Consider the following 13,288-nt stretch of genomic DNA (forward strand, 5'->3'; position numbering starts at 1 on the left):
AAAAGCGCCTTAACGGCGCTTTTTTAATACGAGAAATTTGGCGAGTAATCAGAGATTTTTTCACTAAATTGACTGTAAAAAAGTCTGCGCTTTGTTATCATGCCCGCGCTGCCAAACTGGCAGTTCATTCGGAGATTTTTATGAACAATACCGACCATCCTCCTAGTATGAAGGGAGAAAAATAAACCGCTTCGGTATTGGCGATCTTCGTCTCTGCCTAAGTGGCAGAGTGACTCTTTTCTTAAGTAATCTCAGATTTTTCTCCTTCCTATCTAGTATTCAGTTACAGACTCATACTCAGTATGCGTTCGATTTGTTGTGCGTGCTGTAGCTGGATGGTCGTTACCTACTGCCAATCGGGAGATTCGCCATGACGGTAATGAGCAATACATACATTGAAAACAACCTACATTTCTCTTCGGAAGAGATTGGGGCAGCCCGTAATGCATTTCTGCAATATGAGCAACACCAGCAGGTTCATTTGTTGACAGTGATGCCTATTGAAGAAGCGGTGGCTATCTTGCACCACTGTTCAGTTGGTTATGTCCAGCAGTTGATTTCTGTGCTGGAAAATGAAGGCCATGACAAACTCGCGCGCCATTACGCGCACCAGTTAGGCCTGATTCATTCAGAGGTGGAAACATCCAACAGTTATCTTAGTACGTCCGTATTGGGGCACGTAAAACAACGCATTGGTTGGATCATTGCCTTGGCGTTGCTGGGTATCGTTTCTGGGCTGATTATTGCCCAGTATGAGGACACCTTGAGTCAGCTGGTATTGTTGGCGGTTTATATGCCTGTCATTGCAGCAGCTGGTGGCAACACTGGTTCTCAAGCTGCGACTTTGGTGATACGAGCCTTAGCTACTGGAGAGCTGAAAAAGCGCCAGTGGTTGGCGGTATTCTGGAAAGAAAGTCGTGTTGCACTGTGTTTGGCTTTGGCTATCGCTTTGGTCATTGTTGGCAGGGTCATGTTGTTCAGTGATGGGACATCAACGGGCGGCTTTGATCTGAGCAATATCGCACTGGCGATTGCTGTCGCACTGTTTATTCAGGTGACGATGTCGACAACCTTAGGTGGTTTGCTACCGATACTCGCTCGAGCATTCAAACTGGACCCAGCCGTATTGGTGAGCCCAGTGTTAGCTTCGATTGTCGATATATCCGGTATGTGGATTTACTTCACCGTTGTGAATTATTTCTTAGGTATCGCCTGACTGAACTTTACGATGTCCTGATAGAACAAGGTTTCAAATTGTGTGATAGGAGCGATGGTAGGTTTATCATCGCTCTTTTTCTTTGGCGGCAAATAATCCGCCACGTACTGTACGAACAAGGTGGTAGGCTTCCCTGAGCTATCGAGCCCAAATCCAGCCATATTGTAGCTGCCGTAAAGTGAGCCACTTTTAGCGATGAATGCACCTTTTATCGGTTCTTTACGCATACTTCGGCGATATTTTAGCGTGCCAGATTCACCCGACTTGGGCATCAAATCAATCATCTTCAATGTGCTGTCGTTGAGCCAGATATAGCGCAAGATTTTCGACATCGCCTGGCTGGTAAAACGGTTGTTGCGTGACAAACCGGAACCATCGGCCATTGGAGTGGCTTCTAAGTTTATCCCGGTGTTAGAAAAAATGATCTGCTTAATGGCTTCAGTACCATTGCTGAAGCTACCGGGCTGGATATAAAACTTGGCCCCCAGAGTTTTAGTTAGATTGTCGGCGATCAGGTTATCCGATTTTTTCAGCATGGTCTCAAGTAGCTCTGTGAGTGGTAAGGAGCTGTGAGTGGCTAGAAGGGCCTTGTTGGTTGAATGAGCAGGCTGTCCAATTCGTACCGTTCCTGAGAAAGGCAGATTTAATTGGTTCAACACGCTGTTTAACATTCGTTGAGTGTAAAGCTCAGGATCTTGTACCGCGAATTTGAGTGGCAGTGGTTTGCTGCGCTCGGTTAAACAACCTTGAAGCTGATAATGGTTATCTGGAGAGGAGATAAGTTCTAAATCACACTGAGTACTTTCTTGCTGGTCTTTGCTGACACTTGATGCCTGAGTGGTTACGTAGACAGGGAAGTGCTCCGGTACGTACACGCGTGTGTTGCCATCCTCTTGAGTATAAATAGAAGCTTGGACACAGTTACCATCAAGCGAAATGGCAGTTGCCGGCGCGCTATAGCAAACGCCTAGTATATCCCACGGCCAGCCGACAGCGCGGTCGTATCCAGTAAACGCACTGTTATCTAACCAGATGTCTCCATCAATTCGGCTAAGTCCATTTCTTTTGGCGACGACAAATAGTTGCTTCAAATCCTCAGTTGCCAAAGTCGGGTCGCCAGAAAAATGGATGACAACATCTTTACCGATTTGCTCAAGTTGGGTTTCAAAGCGAAAGTTATCACCGAGCTCGAGCTTTGCAGCCAAGGCAGTGACGAGTTTGAGTGTACTCGCCGGAGGAAAGTACTGATCACTATTGTGAGTATCAAGTAAGGAGTTTTGCTGGTCGAGTGATTCGACAAGTAGGGCAGCTCGACTGCCATCGGGCAGTTGACCCACGGGCGCATAGGCAAAAGCTGATAGAGAAAATAAAGAGATAAAAAACAACAGAAACAGTTTGGAAAGCTGCATAGCAAAGCGCCGTGAGATCTAAAGACAAGAAAGCAGTATAGCCAGTAAAAAAAACGCCCGCTAGAAGCGGGCGTTTAGAGTTCATGACATTAAGTCACAAATTAGAAGTCGTAACGTAGACCTAGAGCTAGCTCGTCTTCTGCATCTGCTTTAGAGATGTAAGATTTGTCGTCGTCTAGCAGGTTAAAGTTGTACGATACGTAGCCACGGAAGTTAGGCTTAAAGTAGTATGTTGCGTCGATAGCGATGTTATCTGCAGCATCTTCTTTAGTTGAACCTGTTTTGTTTTCTAGGTAGTTGTAAGACGTTGTGAATACAGTCTGGCCCATAGTGTAAGCTGCTGCTAGTTCGTAACCTGTCTTATCAGTTGTTGAGCTAGAACCTTTCACTTGGTCTTCGCCGTCAACAAATGTACCAGCGAAGTATAGGTCGTTGATTGCGTAAGAAGCTGCTAGCATGTACTGGTTGCGTTCAACAACATCTGTCGCAGTGAAGCCGTCAACACCTGTTTGGTTTCCATCAGCATAACCCGCGCCTAGCTTAACGCCAGTTTCGCCGATTGCGTAGATTGCAGATAGAGAGTAGCCATCTGCATCGTTGTCTGTGTAACCGTTGTTGCCATCAGCAGAACCATCCGCAAAGCGGTAGCTTGCTTTTACGCCAAGGTCAGCAAATTGGCCTTTGTAAGAGATCATGTTGTCTGAACGGTCAGCAATTGCGATTTTGTACGCTGCAGAGTTACCGTGATAAGCCATGATATCAGTGAAATCAGTGATAACACCTAGCGCACCGTCGTTCTTACCGTAAGTTACTTCACCGAAAGCACCGCCGATACCACCGTATAGGTAACGGTTAGTTAGATCAGATGAGCTGTTGTTGCCATCTGTAGCGCCGCCATTGTCATTAGTAGTGAACTCACCTTCGTAGAAACCCACACCGTATAGGCTGTCAGTGATCTGAGCTGTACCTAGGAAGTTTAGACGTACGCGAGAGTTGTCTTCTGCCTTGCCATCTTTAAGAGCTAGACGTGCTTCCGCGCGACCACCCATTTCGATAGTGTTACCGTCTTGGTTGTAGATTTCCGCCGCGTTTGCGCCAGTTGCCACTGCTGCTGCAGAAACTGCTAGAGCGATCAGAGTTTTGTTCATCTTATAAGTCCTAATTTACTGTCCATAAATAGTTTTTTGAGAAAACGCTCCGCCATGGCTTCGCCTTTCTCTTTCTTCCGTTCTATGGTTTCAAGTGCATAATCAATAAGAAACGTCACACACATTGAGTGTCATAGAGCATTTGGTGAGCATTGTTGTACCGCCAAAGTTCCTCGATGAGTTAGTAAAATGATATAAATCGGACTAATGAACAGTGTTTTATTTAATGTAAAAAATACTCAACTGTTTGTTTTTAAAGGGGGCGTGTTGCGTTTTTATCGTTTGTTTATGTTTCTATTATTTAGATCTTTTTATTCAATGGGTTAACTATAAAAAGACTTGAGAAGGCAATTTAGTTGATTGAACTATCATATATAAGACGCAAAAATATCGAATATTGAATTCAGATGATTTACTCGCTAACTTTGTTTACACTAAAGGAAATTGATTAGTTAACTCACTACCTAATCCACCGGATTGGGTAGTTTTGTTTTGTCCAAAGATAGCTTTGGCAATGAGGTAAACAATGGAAAAAGTCCCAATGACAGTGCGTGGCGAACAAAAGCTGCGCGAAGAATTAGACCGACTACTAAAGCTTCGCCCACAGATTTCTGAAGCTATTGCGGAAGCGCGTGAATTAGGCGATCTGAAAGAAAATGCTGAATATCATGCCGCACGTGAAGAGCAGGGTATTTGCGAAGCTCAGATCCGTGATATTGAGTACAAGCTGTCTGTAGCTCAGGTTATTGACGTTACTAAGATGGATAATTCAGGCAAGGTCATTTTTGGTTCAACCGTCACTTTGATTGACTGTGATACCGAAGAAGAGAAAACCTACCAAATCGTCGGTGACGATGAAGCGGATATCAAAGCTGGCCGTATTTCTGTTAGCTCACCAATCGCTCGTGGCTTGGTTGGTAAGATGGAAGGCGATGAAGTAGTGATTTCAACACCAGGCGGCGATCGTGACTTTGAAATTGACAGTGTAGAATACGTTTAATCGTAGATTGGCTGTTTGAGAAACCAAAAAGGTCGCATAGTGCGACCTTTTTTATAGCATTGAAACCGAGGTTCGCTTATTTACGTGGCAACTCGATTTTACGCTCTTCAGTCTGACGGTACATAACCAGTGTTTTACCGATCACTTGTACTTTTTCTGCGCCAGTTTCGCGTACGATAGCTTCAATAATCAGGTTTTTCGTTTCGCGATCTTCAGAGGCAACTTTCACTTTAATCAGTTCATGGTGATTAAGAGCGATTTCTATTTCCGCTAGAACAGCCTCAGTTAGTCCATTTGCGCCCATAAGCACAACAGGTTTTAGACTGTGCGCTAGGCCTTTTAGATGCTGCTTTTGTTTGGTGCTTAGGTTCATTACGCGGCCAATTTTCTTTACTATAAGGGTTGAAAAATACCATTTTAACGCCATCTACCCTTGAAGACTATAATTTATTGGGCAAGTTGGTCCCTCTATTAGTTAGGAATCGAATGAGTAAACAAAAACATTCGGCGAGCTCAGGCCGTTGGTTGAAAGAACATTTTGACGATAAGTTCGCCAATGAAGCGCGTAAAAAGGGCTATCGTTCTCGTGCTTACTTCAAGATGGAAGAGATTCAAACCAAAGACAAACTATTGAAACCTGGGATGACTGTCGTCGATTTAGGTGCGGCTCCCGGTGGTTGGTCTCAATATGCTGCTAAGATAGTAGGAGACGAAGGTAAAATCATCGCGTGTGATTTACTTCCAATGGATCCTATTGCTGGCGTGAGCTTTCTACAAGGTGACTTCCGTGAAGACGCTGTACTAGAAGCTTTGCTGGATCGAATTCAACCTTCTATGGTGAATGTGGTGATGTCTGATATGGCGCCTAATATTGCAGGTAACAATTCGGTCGATCAGCCACGTGCAATGTATTTGGTTGAATTAGCTTTAGATATGTGTCGACAAGTTCTTGCGCCCAATGGTAGTTTTGTTGTGAAAGTATTTCAGGGCGAAGGCTTCGATCAATACGTAAAAGACGTTCGTGACATGTTCAAAGTCGTGAAAATCCGTAAACCTGACTCTTCAAGGGCTCGTTCCCGAGAAGTTTTTATTGTAGCCACTGGTTACAAAGGTTAACTATTTGCTCAATCGAGCAGCAGTTAACACTGTAGCTACAGTCAAAAAACTGTAGTACCCTACCTTTAATTACAATTAGTTATCGCGAGGCTGACACCTTGAGTGACATGGCAAAAAATTTAATTCTGTGGCTTGTAATCGCCGTAGTCTTGATGTCGGTTTTCCAGAGCTTCGGCCCTGGAGAAAGTAACGGCAGGGCGGTTGATTACACCACGTTTGTACAGGAAGTTGGCCAAGGCCAGATTCAGGAAGCAACATTTAAGGGCGAGGAAATTACTTTCACTCGTCGTGGCGGTGGCTCGCGTTATGTTACTTACATGCCGGTCTATGACCAGAAATTACTGGATGACATGATCAACCAGAATGTGAAAGTGCAAGGTACTCCGCCAGAAGAGCAGAGCTTACTAGGTACTATCTTCATTTCTTGGTTCCCAATGATCTTACTGATTGGTGTATGGATTTTCTTCATGCGTCAAATGCAAGGCGGCGGCGGTAAAGGCGCAATGTCTTTTGGTAAGAGCAAAGCTCGTATGATGAGCGAAGAACAAATCAAAACCACATTCGGTGATGTTGCTGGGTGTGATGAAGCAAAAGAAGACGTAAAAGAACTGGTTGATTACCTGCGTGATCCAAGCCGCTTCCAGAAACTGGGCGGTAAAATCCCGACTGGTGTTCTGATGGTTGGTCCTCCTGGTACTGGTAAAACGCTGCTTGCTAAAGCGATAGCTGGTGAAGCGAAGGTACCCTTCTTTACTATTTCAGGTTCTGACTTCGTTGAAATGTTCGTTGGTGTGGGTGCATCTCGTGTCCGTGACATGTTCGAGCAAGCAAAGAAAGCCGCACCTTGTATTATCTTTATCGATGAGATTGATGCAGTAGGTCGTCAACGTGGTGCAGGTGTTGGTGGTGGTCACGATGAGCGTGAACAAACACTGAACCAAATGCTCGTTGAGATGGATGGCTTCGAAGGTAACGAAGGTATCATCGTGATTGCGGCAACTAACCGTCCAGATGTTCTTGACCCAGCGCTACTTCGCCCTGGTCGTTTTGACCGTCAGGTTGTGGTTGGTCTACCAGACGTTCGTGGTCGTGAGCAGATTCTTAAAGTTCATATGCGTAAAGTGCCACTAGCCGGTGATGTAGAACCATCTCTAATCGCTCGTGGTACACCAGGCTTCTCTGGTGCTGATTTAGCTAACCTAGTAAACGAAGCGGCATTGTTTGCAGCACGTGGTAACAAGCGCAACGTATCTATGGTTGAGTTTGAATTAGCCAAAGACAAAATCATGATGGGTGCTGAGCGTCGTTCTATGGTGATGTCTGAAGAGACTAAAGAGTCGACGGCTTACCATGAAGCAGGCCACGCAATCGTTGGTCGTCTGGTTCCTGAACATGATCCAGTTTACAAGGTTTCTATCATTCCACGTGGTCGTGCGTTGGGTGTGACGATGTACTTGCCAGAGCAAGACCGTGTGAGCATGTCGCGTCAGCATCTCGAGTCTATGGTCTCGAGCCTGTACGGTGGCCGTCTTGCTGAAGAGCTTATCTACGGTGCAGACAAAGTATCAACTGGTGCTTCTAACGATATCGAACGTGCAACTGATATTGCGCGTAAGATGGTGACTCAATGGGGCTTCTCAGAGAAACTAGGGCCACTTCTTTATGCAGAAGAAGAAGGTGAAGTATTCTTGGGCCGTAGCGTAACTCAGACTAAACACATGTCTGACGATACCGCCAAGCTGATTGATGACGAAGTACGTAAGATCATTGACCGCAACTACGCGCGTGCAAAACAGATCCTTGAAGATAACATGGATATCATGCACGCAATGAAAGATGCGTTGATGAAGTATGAGACCATCGATGCAGGTCAAATTGATGACCTGATGGATCGCAAGTCGGATATTCGTGAGCCAGCGGGTTGGGGTGATAACTCCGACAGCAAGCTGGAAGCTAAGGCAGAGCAACCAGAAGCGAAAGCTGAGCCTGTGAAAGAAGAATCCGCTTCTTCTTCTGAGTCTACAGAAGAGCAGACGACAGAAAAGAAAGATTCTGAATAACGCAAACCAATAAAATAAACCCCGAGGAAACTCGGGGTTTTTGTATTTTTTATGATTATTACAGCAAATAATAAATCCCTCGACTTATCAACGCCTCAAGTTATGGGTATTCTCAACGTCACGCCTGACTCGTTCTCTGATGGTGGAAAATACAATTCACTAGAGAATGCGATGATTCAGGCAGAAAAAATGATTAACGCAGGCGTTAGTATTATCGACATCGGTGGCGAGTCGACTCGCCCTGGTGCACCTGATGTGGCTTTGGAAGAAGAGCTTAGTCGGGTGATTCCGGTGATCAAAGCGATTCGTGAACGCTTTGACGTATGGATTTCTATTGATACCAGCAAAGCAGAAGTCATGCGTCAGGCCATTGAAGCGGGTGCGGACGTTATTAATGATGTTCGGGCACTGCAAGAGCCAGGTGCGCTTGAGGTTGCTGCAGAATCCGGGTTACCGGTGTGTCTTATGCACATGCAAGGACAGCCAAGAACCATGCAGGCAAATCCTCATTACGACGATTTACTTAAAGAAGTCGGTGAATTCCTGCAAGAAAGAGTACAAGCATGTGAAGCCAAAGGGATGAAAAAGAGTCAATTGATTCTTGACCCGGGCTTTGGTTTTGGAAAAACGCTTGAGCACAACTACCACATGTTGGCTCACCTTGAGCAATTTCATCAATTTGGCTTACCGCTTCTGGCTGGTATGTCTCGCAAATCGATGTTGTTTAAGTTGCTGGATAAAGCGCCTGCCGAGTGTGTTGCCGCTAGTGTCAGCTGTGCGACAATTGCTGCAATGAAAGGTGCTCAGATCATTCGAGTTCACGACTTCGAACAAACGCTTGATGCTGTAAAGATTGTCTCTATGGTGCAAAGTAACCACTGAGAAATAGATTATAAAAAGGAATAATTATGTCTGATAAAAGACGTTACTTTGGTACCGACGGTGTACGAGGAAAAGTGGGTCAGTACCCAATTACACCTGATTTTGTACTTAAGCTTGGTTGGGCAGCAGGACGTGTTCTGGCAAAGCAGGGCACCAAAAAAGTAATTATCGGTAAAGATACCCGTATTTCTGGCTACATGCTGGAATCTGCACTTGAGGCAGGCCTTGCTGCCGCTGGCTTGAAAGCTACCTTTACTGGTCCAATGCCAACGCCAGCAGTGGCTTACCTGACCCAGACATTCCGCGCAGAAGCTGGCATTGTGATTTCGGCTTCTCATAACCCTTACTACGATAACGGCATTAAGTTCTTTTCTTCGGAAGGTACTAAGCTTCCTGACGATATCGAACTCGCGATTGAAGCGGAACTTGATAAAGACATTGAATGTGTCGAGTCTTCATTGTTGGGTAAAGCCAGCCGTCTTGATGATGCTGCTGGTCGTTACATTGAGTTTTGTAAAAGCACATACCCTTCTGAGTTGAGCCTTGCTGGATTGAAAATTGTGGTGGACTGTGCGCATGGTGCGACTTACCACATAGCTCCAGCCGTCTTTAGCGAGCTAGGTGCAGATGTCATTGCTATGGGTATCGAGCCTAACGGCACGAATATTAACCACGAAGTGGGTGCGACGGATGTTAAAGCGCTACAGCAACGAGTAGTGGAAGAGCAAGCTCACCTTGGTCTGGCATTCGATGGCGATGGTGATCGCATCATTATGGTCGATCACCTTGGTAATAAAGTCGATGGCGACCAGATTGCTTACATCATCGCTCGTGATGCCTTGCGTCGCGGTGAACTGAAAGGTGGTGTGGTTGGAACCCTGATGACGAACCTGGGTATGGAAAATGGCCTCAAACAATTAGGTATTCCCTTTGTTCGTGCCGCAGTAGGTGACCGTTATGTAATGGAGCAGCTGCTTGAAAAAGGCTGGAAAATCGGTGCGGAAAATTCAGGCCATGTGATCTTACTTGATAAGGTGACAACCGGAGATGCCATTGTGGCAGCGCTGCAAGTACTGGCTTCAGTGGTTGGCAGTGACATGTCCCTGAATGAACTTTCTCAAGGTATGACGTTGTACCCTCAAGTTCTTGAGAATGTCCGTTTTTCTGGTGATTCTAATCCACTAGAAGCTGAAGTGGTAAAAGCCTCTGTCGTTGCGGTTGAAGCGGAACTTGGTGATAAAGGTCGAGTGCTACTACGTAAATCAGGTACTGAACCGCTAATCCGCGTCATGGTGGAAGGTGAAGACGCTGAGCTTGTGAAATCATCAGCATTAAAAATTGCAGACGCAGTGAAAGCTAGCTTCTAGGACCTTTCATTTCGTTTAGTCATATAATAGCGGTGCCTGCTTGTGATAGCATGGCACCGTTTTTTTATTCTAGCGATTTGCCAATGATGTCGACCCGAGAGCTTACATACTTACACGAAATGGGGATTCAAGCCTATGAGCTGACTCACCCAGAGAGATTGCAAGGCTATAGTACTGAAGGTATTCGTTTGCCTGATGAGTGCAAAATGCTCTTGGTTTCGCCTCAAAAACCGTCAGGTGAGACTGCAACTTTGTTTGAGAATATCTTAAAAACGATCAATTTGACGTTGGATCAAACTCGTTACTTAGCCCCTGAACATCTGGTTTTACTAAGTGCTACTAAGGTTGACTGGATCTGGTTCGCAGGCAGTGAAGTACAGATGGAACTTGGTATCAAAACGCTTCAATCTCCAAGCCTAAGTGAAATTGACGGCAATCAGCAACACAAACGCGCGCTTTGGCAGCAAATCCAAGCTTTAAAATAGTATGACATTACTTCCTCTAACAAATGCTCACCTAGACTCGGTATATTCAATAGAAACTCAGGCTCATACCCACCCTTGGTCAGAAACGATGATTCGTGACGTGACAAGCAGAGGAGCGTGTCATCATGTGTTGATGGATGAAGATAAGGTGGTTGGTTACTTTTATGCTCAGAATATTGTAGGCGAGGTGACTCTTCTAAACATTGCTGTTGACCCTGCCCAGCAAGGCAAAGGATATGGCAAACAACTGATTGAGTCGTTTTTGACTATGTGTGAGCAAGTAAAAGCGGAAAGCGCGTGGTTAGAGGTGAGGGGAAGTAATATTCGCGCGGCTAACTTGTATGAGGCGGTAGGCTTTAATGAGGTTGATCGCCGCGTTAACTACTACCCAACGGCGACCGGAAAAGAAGATGCCATTATCATGAGTTACATCTTCTTCTAGATTATTTCTGTACCGCTTTGATGGTAGGAGACCCTTCTACCGGATAGAAATTCGCTTCAAAACGTGAAATCAATTCGGAAGCAGGCAAAGGTTTGTCGAACAGATAACCTTGGAACTGATCACAACCGAGTTGTTTGAGCGTATTCAATTCGTTGGCATCTTCCACCCCCTCCGCGATGACTTCCAGATTGAGCCGTTGTGCGGTCATTATTATGGTATCGACGATCGCTTGGTCACTCTCGTCCAAATGAAGTTGGGTGACAAATGAGCGGTCAATTTTAAGTACATCGACTGCCAGGTGTTTTAGATACCTAAGTGAAGAGTACCCAGTACCAAAGTCATCGATCGATATTTTGAGGTTGTGCTGCTTAAGCTCACTCATTCTCTGAATTGCACTTTCTACGTTTTCTAAAAGTAAATTCTCAGTGATCTCCAGTTCAATGTGTTCTCCATCAATGTCTGCCTGAGCGAGGACATCATGAATGTGTTCAACGAAGCTGTTCTGCGAGAATTGCAGCGGGCTGATGTTGATGGCCAAACGGCGGAAGGTATCAGGAAGCACGCCTTGTTTGCGCCAGCGTGAATATTGGTAGCAGGCCTGTTCGATGATCCAGTTACCAATTTGTAAGATCTGTCCGGTTTCTTCAGCAATTGGCATAAACACGCCGGGAGGCAAAACGCCTTTCTCTGGATGGTTCCAGCGGATCAACGCTTCAACGCCAACGATTTGTTGTGCGCCATTAACCTGAGGCTGGTAATAGAGCTCCAATTGACCTTTATTTAGTGCTTCATGTAAGCCTTTCTCTATTTCTAGGAAAGACTCAACCTGCGCCTGCATTTCAGGTTCATAAAACATGTATTTGTTTCTGCCTGCCACCTTGGCGCGATACAACGCCGTATCCGCCTGACGCAGTACATCAATGTTGGTGCTGTTCACGGATGGGAATATCGAGATACCAACACTGGTTGTACAGTACAGTAAGTGATCATCAATGGAGTAAGGGTTAGAAATCAAAGCAAGAAGCTGCTGAGCGGTCTCATGAGCTTTATCCGCAGAGATCGAAGGCATCAAGATGGCAAACTCATCGCCGCCGATGCGAGCGGCTGTGTAGTCATCAATGAGCCACGCCTCAATGCGTTTAGAAATCGCTTTTATCAGATGGTCGCCAATTGTGTGGCCCAACGAATCGTTAATCGTTTTGAAACGGTCTAAATCGAGGTAGAAAAGCACACCAGATGTATTGGTTTTGTTGGCATTATCGATCGCTTCTTCGAGCATTTGCAGCAGTAAACTACGGTTGGCTAAGCCTGTGAGCGAATCGTAATAAGCCAATTGATTCAGTTTTGCTTCTGCCGCTTCTCTGTCTTTCCATAAATTATGGAATGTTTTCGCCAAGTGTCCGAGTTCATCATCTCGATACAGATTCGGCATTGGAACTTCGGCTTTTTTATCTTGCAGTGAACGAACCCAGTCGATCAACGTCACCAGTGGCTTCGAGAGCTTCTGGTAGAAGAACAACAATAAGATCGTCGTCAGCAAGATATTCCGGAACAGATCAAACAGCAGTATCTGACTGGTCTTGGCGATAAAGTCCTTGGCGATATTGGCGCCATTGACCGAGAAACTCAGTGTCCCGACGACAACATGCGAATTGGGTTGATGTAATTCGGTTTTATAGACAGGAGTAGTTGGAGTCAGGTAGCGCGACAGAGCCTCCGTAAACGAACTTTCAAGCGACACACCTCTCTCCCGTTCGGTTAGGGTGTCTCCAAAGTCATCAACGATCGAAACCTGATAGATAGCCCCATCCATCATCAGGCTCGATGCGACCTGCTCAGCGAGTAGCTGATTCAGGTGATAGGCTGCCTGACTGGCATTGGAATAATTTTGTAGCAACTTAAATTGGTAGTGTTCTTCAATCCGCTTTTGCTCCTGATGAAGATCCACCAAAATTTGATACAAGCTGAAAATTATTCCTAGTATCACGGATACTAAAAAAACGGTTTTCGCTTGTCGGAATGCTAATGAATTTATTTTCTTGCTCGCAGGCATAATTTTATATGGTTCCTTCTACTCCTTTAGTTATAGCCCAAATTTATTGATATTTTAATTTGTATCTTGTTTGGATGTGAATTGTTGAGGTTTTATTTGCCTTTGTTGCT

The 13,288-nt window shown here is 45.3% G+C and carries 12 protein-coding genes; 8 read left to right on the top strand and 4 right to left on the bottom strand.

Annotated features, from left to right (window positions below; all coding sequences use genetic code 11):
- Positions 1 to 370: 370 nt before the first annotated feature.
- On the top strand, positions 371 to 1,216 hold the full coding sequence (locus IX95_RS19715) for a magnesium transporter (protein WP_038163398.1): 846 nt from the start codon (positions 371 to 373) through the stop codon (positions 1,214 to 1,216).
- On the opposite strand, the gene dacB is transcribed toward IX95_RS19715, so the two are convergent.
- Both dacB and IX95_RS19725 read right to left on the bottom strand, forming a co-directional pair.
- Entirely contained in the window at positions 1,195 to 2,625 is a 1,431-nt protein-coding gene (gene dacB / locus IX95_RS19720) for a serine-type D-Ala-D-Ala carboxypeptidase (RefSeq protein WP_006958075.1), read from the bottom strand. The two genes, IX95_RS19715 and dacB, sit on opposite strands and share 22 nt — an antisense overlap.
- 101 nt (positions 2,626 to 2,726) lie before the next feature.
- The gene (locus IX95_RS19725) at positions 2,727 to 3,773 is read right to left on the bottom strand and encodes a porin (protein ID WP_006958074.1); all 1,047 of its coding nucleotides are present in this window, start codon (positions 3,771 to 3,773) and stop codon (positions 2,727 to 2,729) included.
- 526 nt (positions 3,774 to 4,299) lie between these two features.
- On the opposite strand from IX95_RS19725, the gene greA reads away from it, so the two are divergent.
- Entirely contained in the window at positions 4,300 to 4,773 is a 474-nt protein-coding gene (gene greA / locus IX95_RS19730) for a transcription elongation factor GreA (RefSeq protein ID WP_006958072.1), read from the top strand.
- 76 nt (positions 4,774 to 4,849) lie between these two features.
- Here greA and yhbY read toward each other — a convergent pair whose 3' ends face one another.
- Complete coding sequence (gene yhbY / locus IX95_RS19735; protein ID WP_006958071.1) at positions 4,850 to 5,146, bottom strand: ribosome assembly RNA-binding protein YhbY; 297 nt, start codon at positions 5,144 to 5,146, stop codon at positions 4,850 to 4,852.
- Between the two features lie 113 nt (positions 5,147 to 5,259).
- On the opposite strand from yhbY, the gene rlmE reads away from it, so the two are divergent.
- The 6 genes from rlmE (at position 5,260) to rimI (ending at position 11,125) form a co-directional block, all read left to right on the top strand.
- Positions 5,260 to 5,889, top strand: a complete 630-nt coding sequence (gene rlmE / locus IX95_RS19740) for a 23S rRNA (uridine(2552)-2'-O)-methyltransferase RlmE (RefSeq protein WP_006958070.1) — start codon at positions 5,260 to 5,262, stop codon at positions 5,887 to 5,889.
- 107 nt (positions 5,890 to 5,996) lie between these two features.
- Positions 5,997 to 7,949, top strand: a complete 1,953-nt coding sequence (ftsH, locus tag IX95_RS19745; RefSeq protein WP_038163400.1) for an ATP-dependent zinc metalloprotease FtsH — start codon at positions 5,997 to 5,999, stop codon at positions 7,947 to 7,949.
- A 51-nt stretch (positions 7,950 to 8,000) separates the two neighbouring features.
- Positions 8,001 to 8,831, top strand: a complete 831-nt coding sequence (gene folP, locus IX95_RS19750; protein ID WP_038163403.1) for a dihydropteroate synthase — start codon at positions 8,001 to 8,003, stop codon at positions 8,829 to 8,831.
- Positions 8,832 to 8,857: 26 nt separating this feature from the next.
- On the top strand, positions 8,858 to 10,198 hold the full coding sequence (gene glmM, locus IX95_RS19755) for a phosphoglucosamine mutase (RefSeq protein WP_038163406.1): 1,341 nt from the start codon (positions 8,858 to 8,860) through the stop codon (positions 10,196 to 10,198).
- A gap of 86 nt (positions 10,199 to 10,284) precedes the next feature.
- Positions 10,285 to 10,683, top strand: a complete 399-nt coding sequence (locus tag IX95_RS19760) for a DNA polymerase III subunit psi (RefSeq protein WP_031342501.1) — start codon at positions 10,285 to 10,287, stop codon at positions 10,681 to 10,683.
- Between the two features lies 1 nt (position 10,684).
- A complete protein-coding gene (rimI, locus tag IX95_RS19765; RefSeq protein WP_038163409.1) occupies positions 10,685 to 11,125 on the top strand; it encodes a ribosomal protein S18-alanine N-acetyltransferase in 441 nt (146 codons plus the stop codon).
- Position 11,126: 1 nt separating this feature from the next.
- Here rimI and IX95_RS19770 read toward each other — a convergent pair whose 3' ends face one another.
- Entirely contained in the window at positions 11,127 to 13,178 is a 2,052-nt protein-coding gene (locus IX95_RS19770; RefSeq protein WP_038163411.1) for a putative bifunctional diguanylate cyclase/phosphodiesterase, read from the bottom strand.
- Between the last annotated feature and the right edge of the window lie 110 nt (positions 13,179 to 13,288).

The sequence above is a fragment of the Vibrio sp. B183 genome, from assembly GCF_000740665.1.
In the GTDB taxonomy this organism is placed as follows: domain Bacteria; phylum Pseudomonadota; class Gammaproteobacteria; order Enterobacterales; family Vibrionaceae; genus Vibrio; species Vibrio coralliilyticus.

Bases quoted from the DNA above. Each gene is read 5' to 3' on its own strand.
- IX95_RS19715 (WP_038163398.1), top strand. From the start codon at position 371: ATGACGGTAATGAGCAATACATACATTGAAAACAACCTACATTTCTCT.
- dacB (WP_006958075.1), bottom strand. From the start codon at position 2,625: ATGCAGCTTTCCAAACTGTTTCTGTTGTTTTTTATCTCTTTATTTTCT.
- IX95_RS19725 (WP_006958074.1), bottom strand. From the start codon at position 3,773: ATGAACAAAACTCTGATCGCTCTAGCAGTTTCTGCAGCAGCAGTGGCA.
- greA (WP_006958072.1), top strand. From the start codon at position 4,300: ATGGAAAAAGTCCCAATGACAGTGCGTGGCGAACAAAAGCTGCGCGAA.
- yhbY (WP_006958071.1), bottom strand. From the start codon at position 5,146: ATGAACCTAAGCACCAAACAAAAGCAGCATCTAAAAGGCCTAGCGCAC.
- rlmE (WP_006958070.1), top strand. From the start codon at position 5,260: ATGAGTAAACAAAAACATTCGGCGAGCTCAGGCCGTTGGTTGAAAGAA.
- ftsH (WP_038163400.1), top strand. From the start codon at position 5,997: ATGGCAAAAAATTTAATTCTGTGGCTTGTAATCGCCGTAGTCTTGATG.
- folP (WP_038163403.1), top strand. From the start codon at position 8,001: ATGATTATTACAGCAAATAATAAATCCCTCGACTTATCAACGCCTCAA.
- glmM (WP_038163406.1), top strand. From the start codon at position 8,858: ATGTCTGATAAAAGACGTTACTTTGGTACCGACGGTGTACGAGGAAAA.
- IX95_RS19760 (WP_031342501.1), top strand. From the start codon at position 10,285: ATGTCGACCCGAGAGCTTACATACTTACACGAAATGGGGATTCAAGCC.
- rimI (WP_038163409.1), top strand. From the start codon at position 10,685: ATGACATTACTTCCTCTAACAAATGCTCACCTAGACTCGGTATATTCA.
- IX95_RS19770 (WP_038163411.1), bottom strand. From the start codon at position 13,178: ATGCCTGCGAGCAAGAAAATAAATTCATTAGCATTCCGACAAGCGAAA.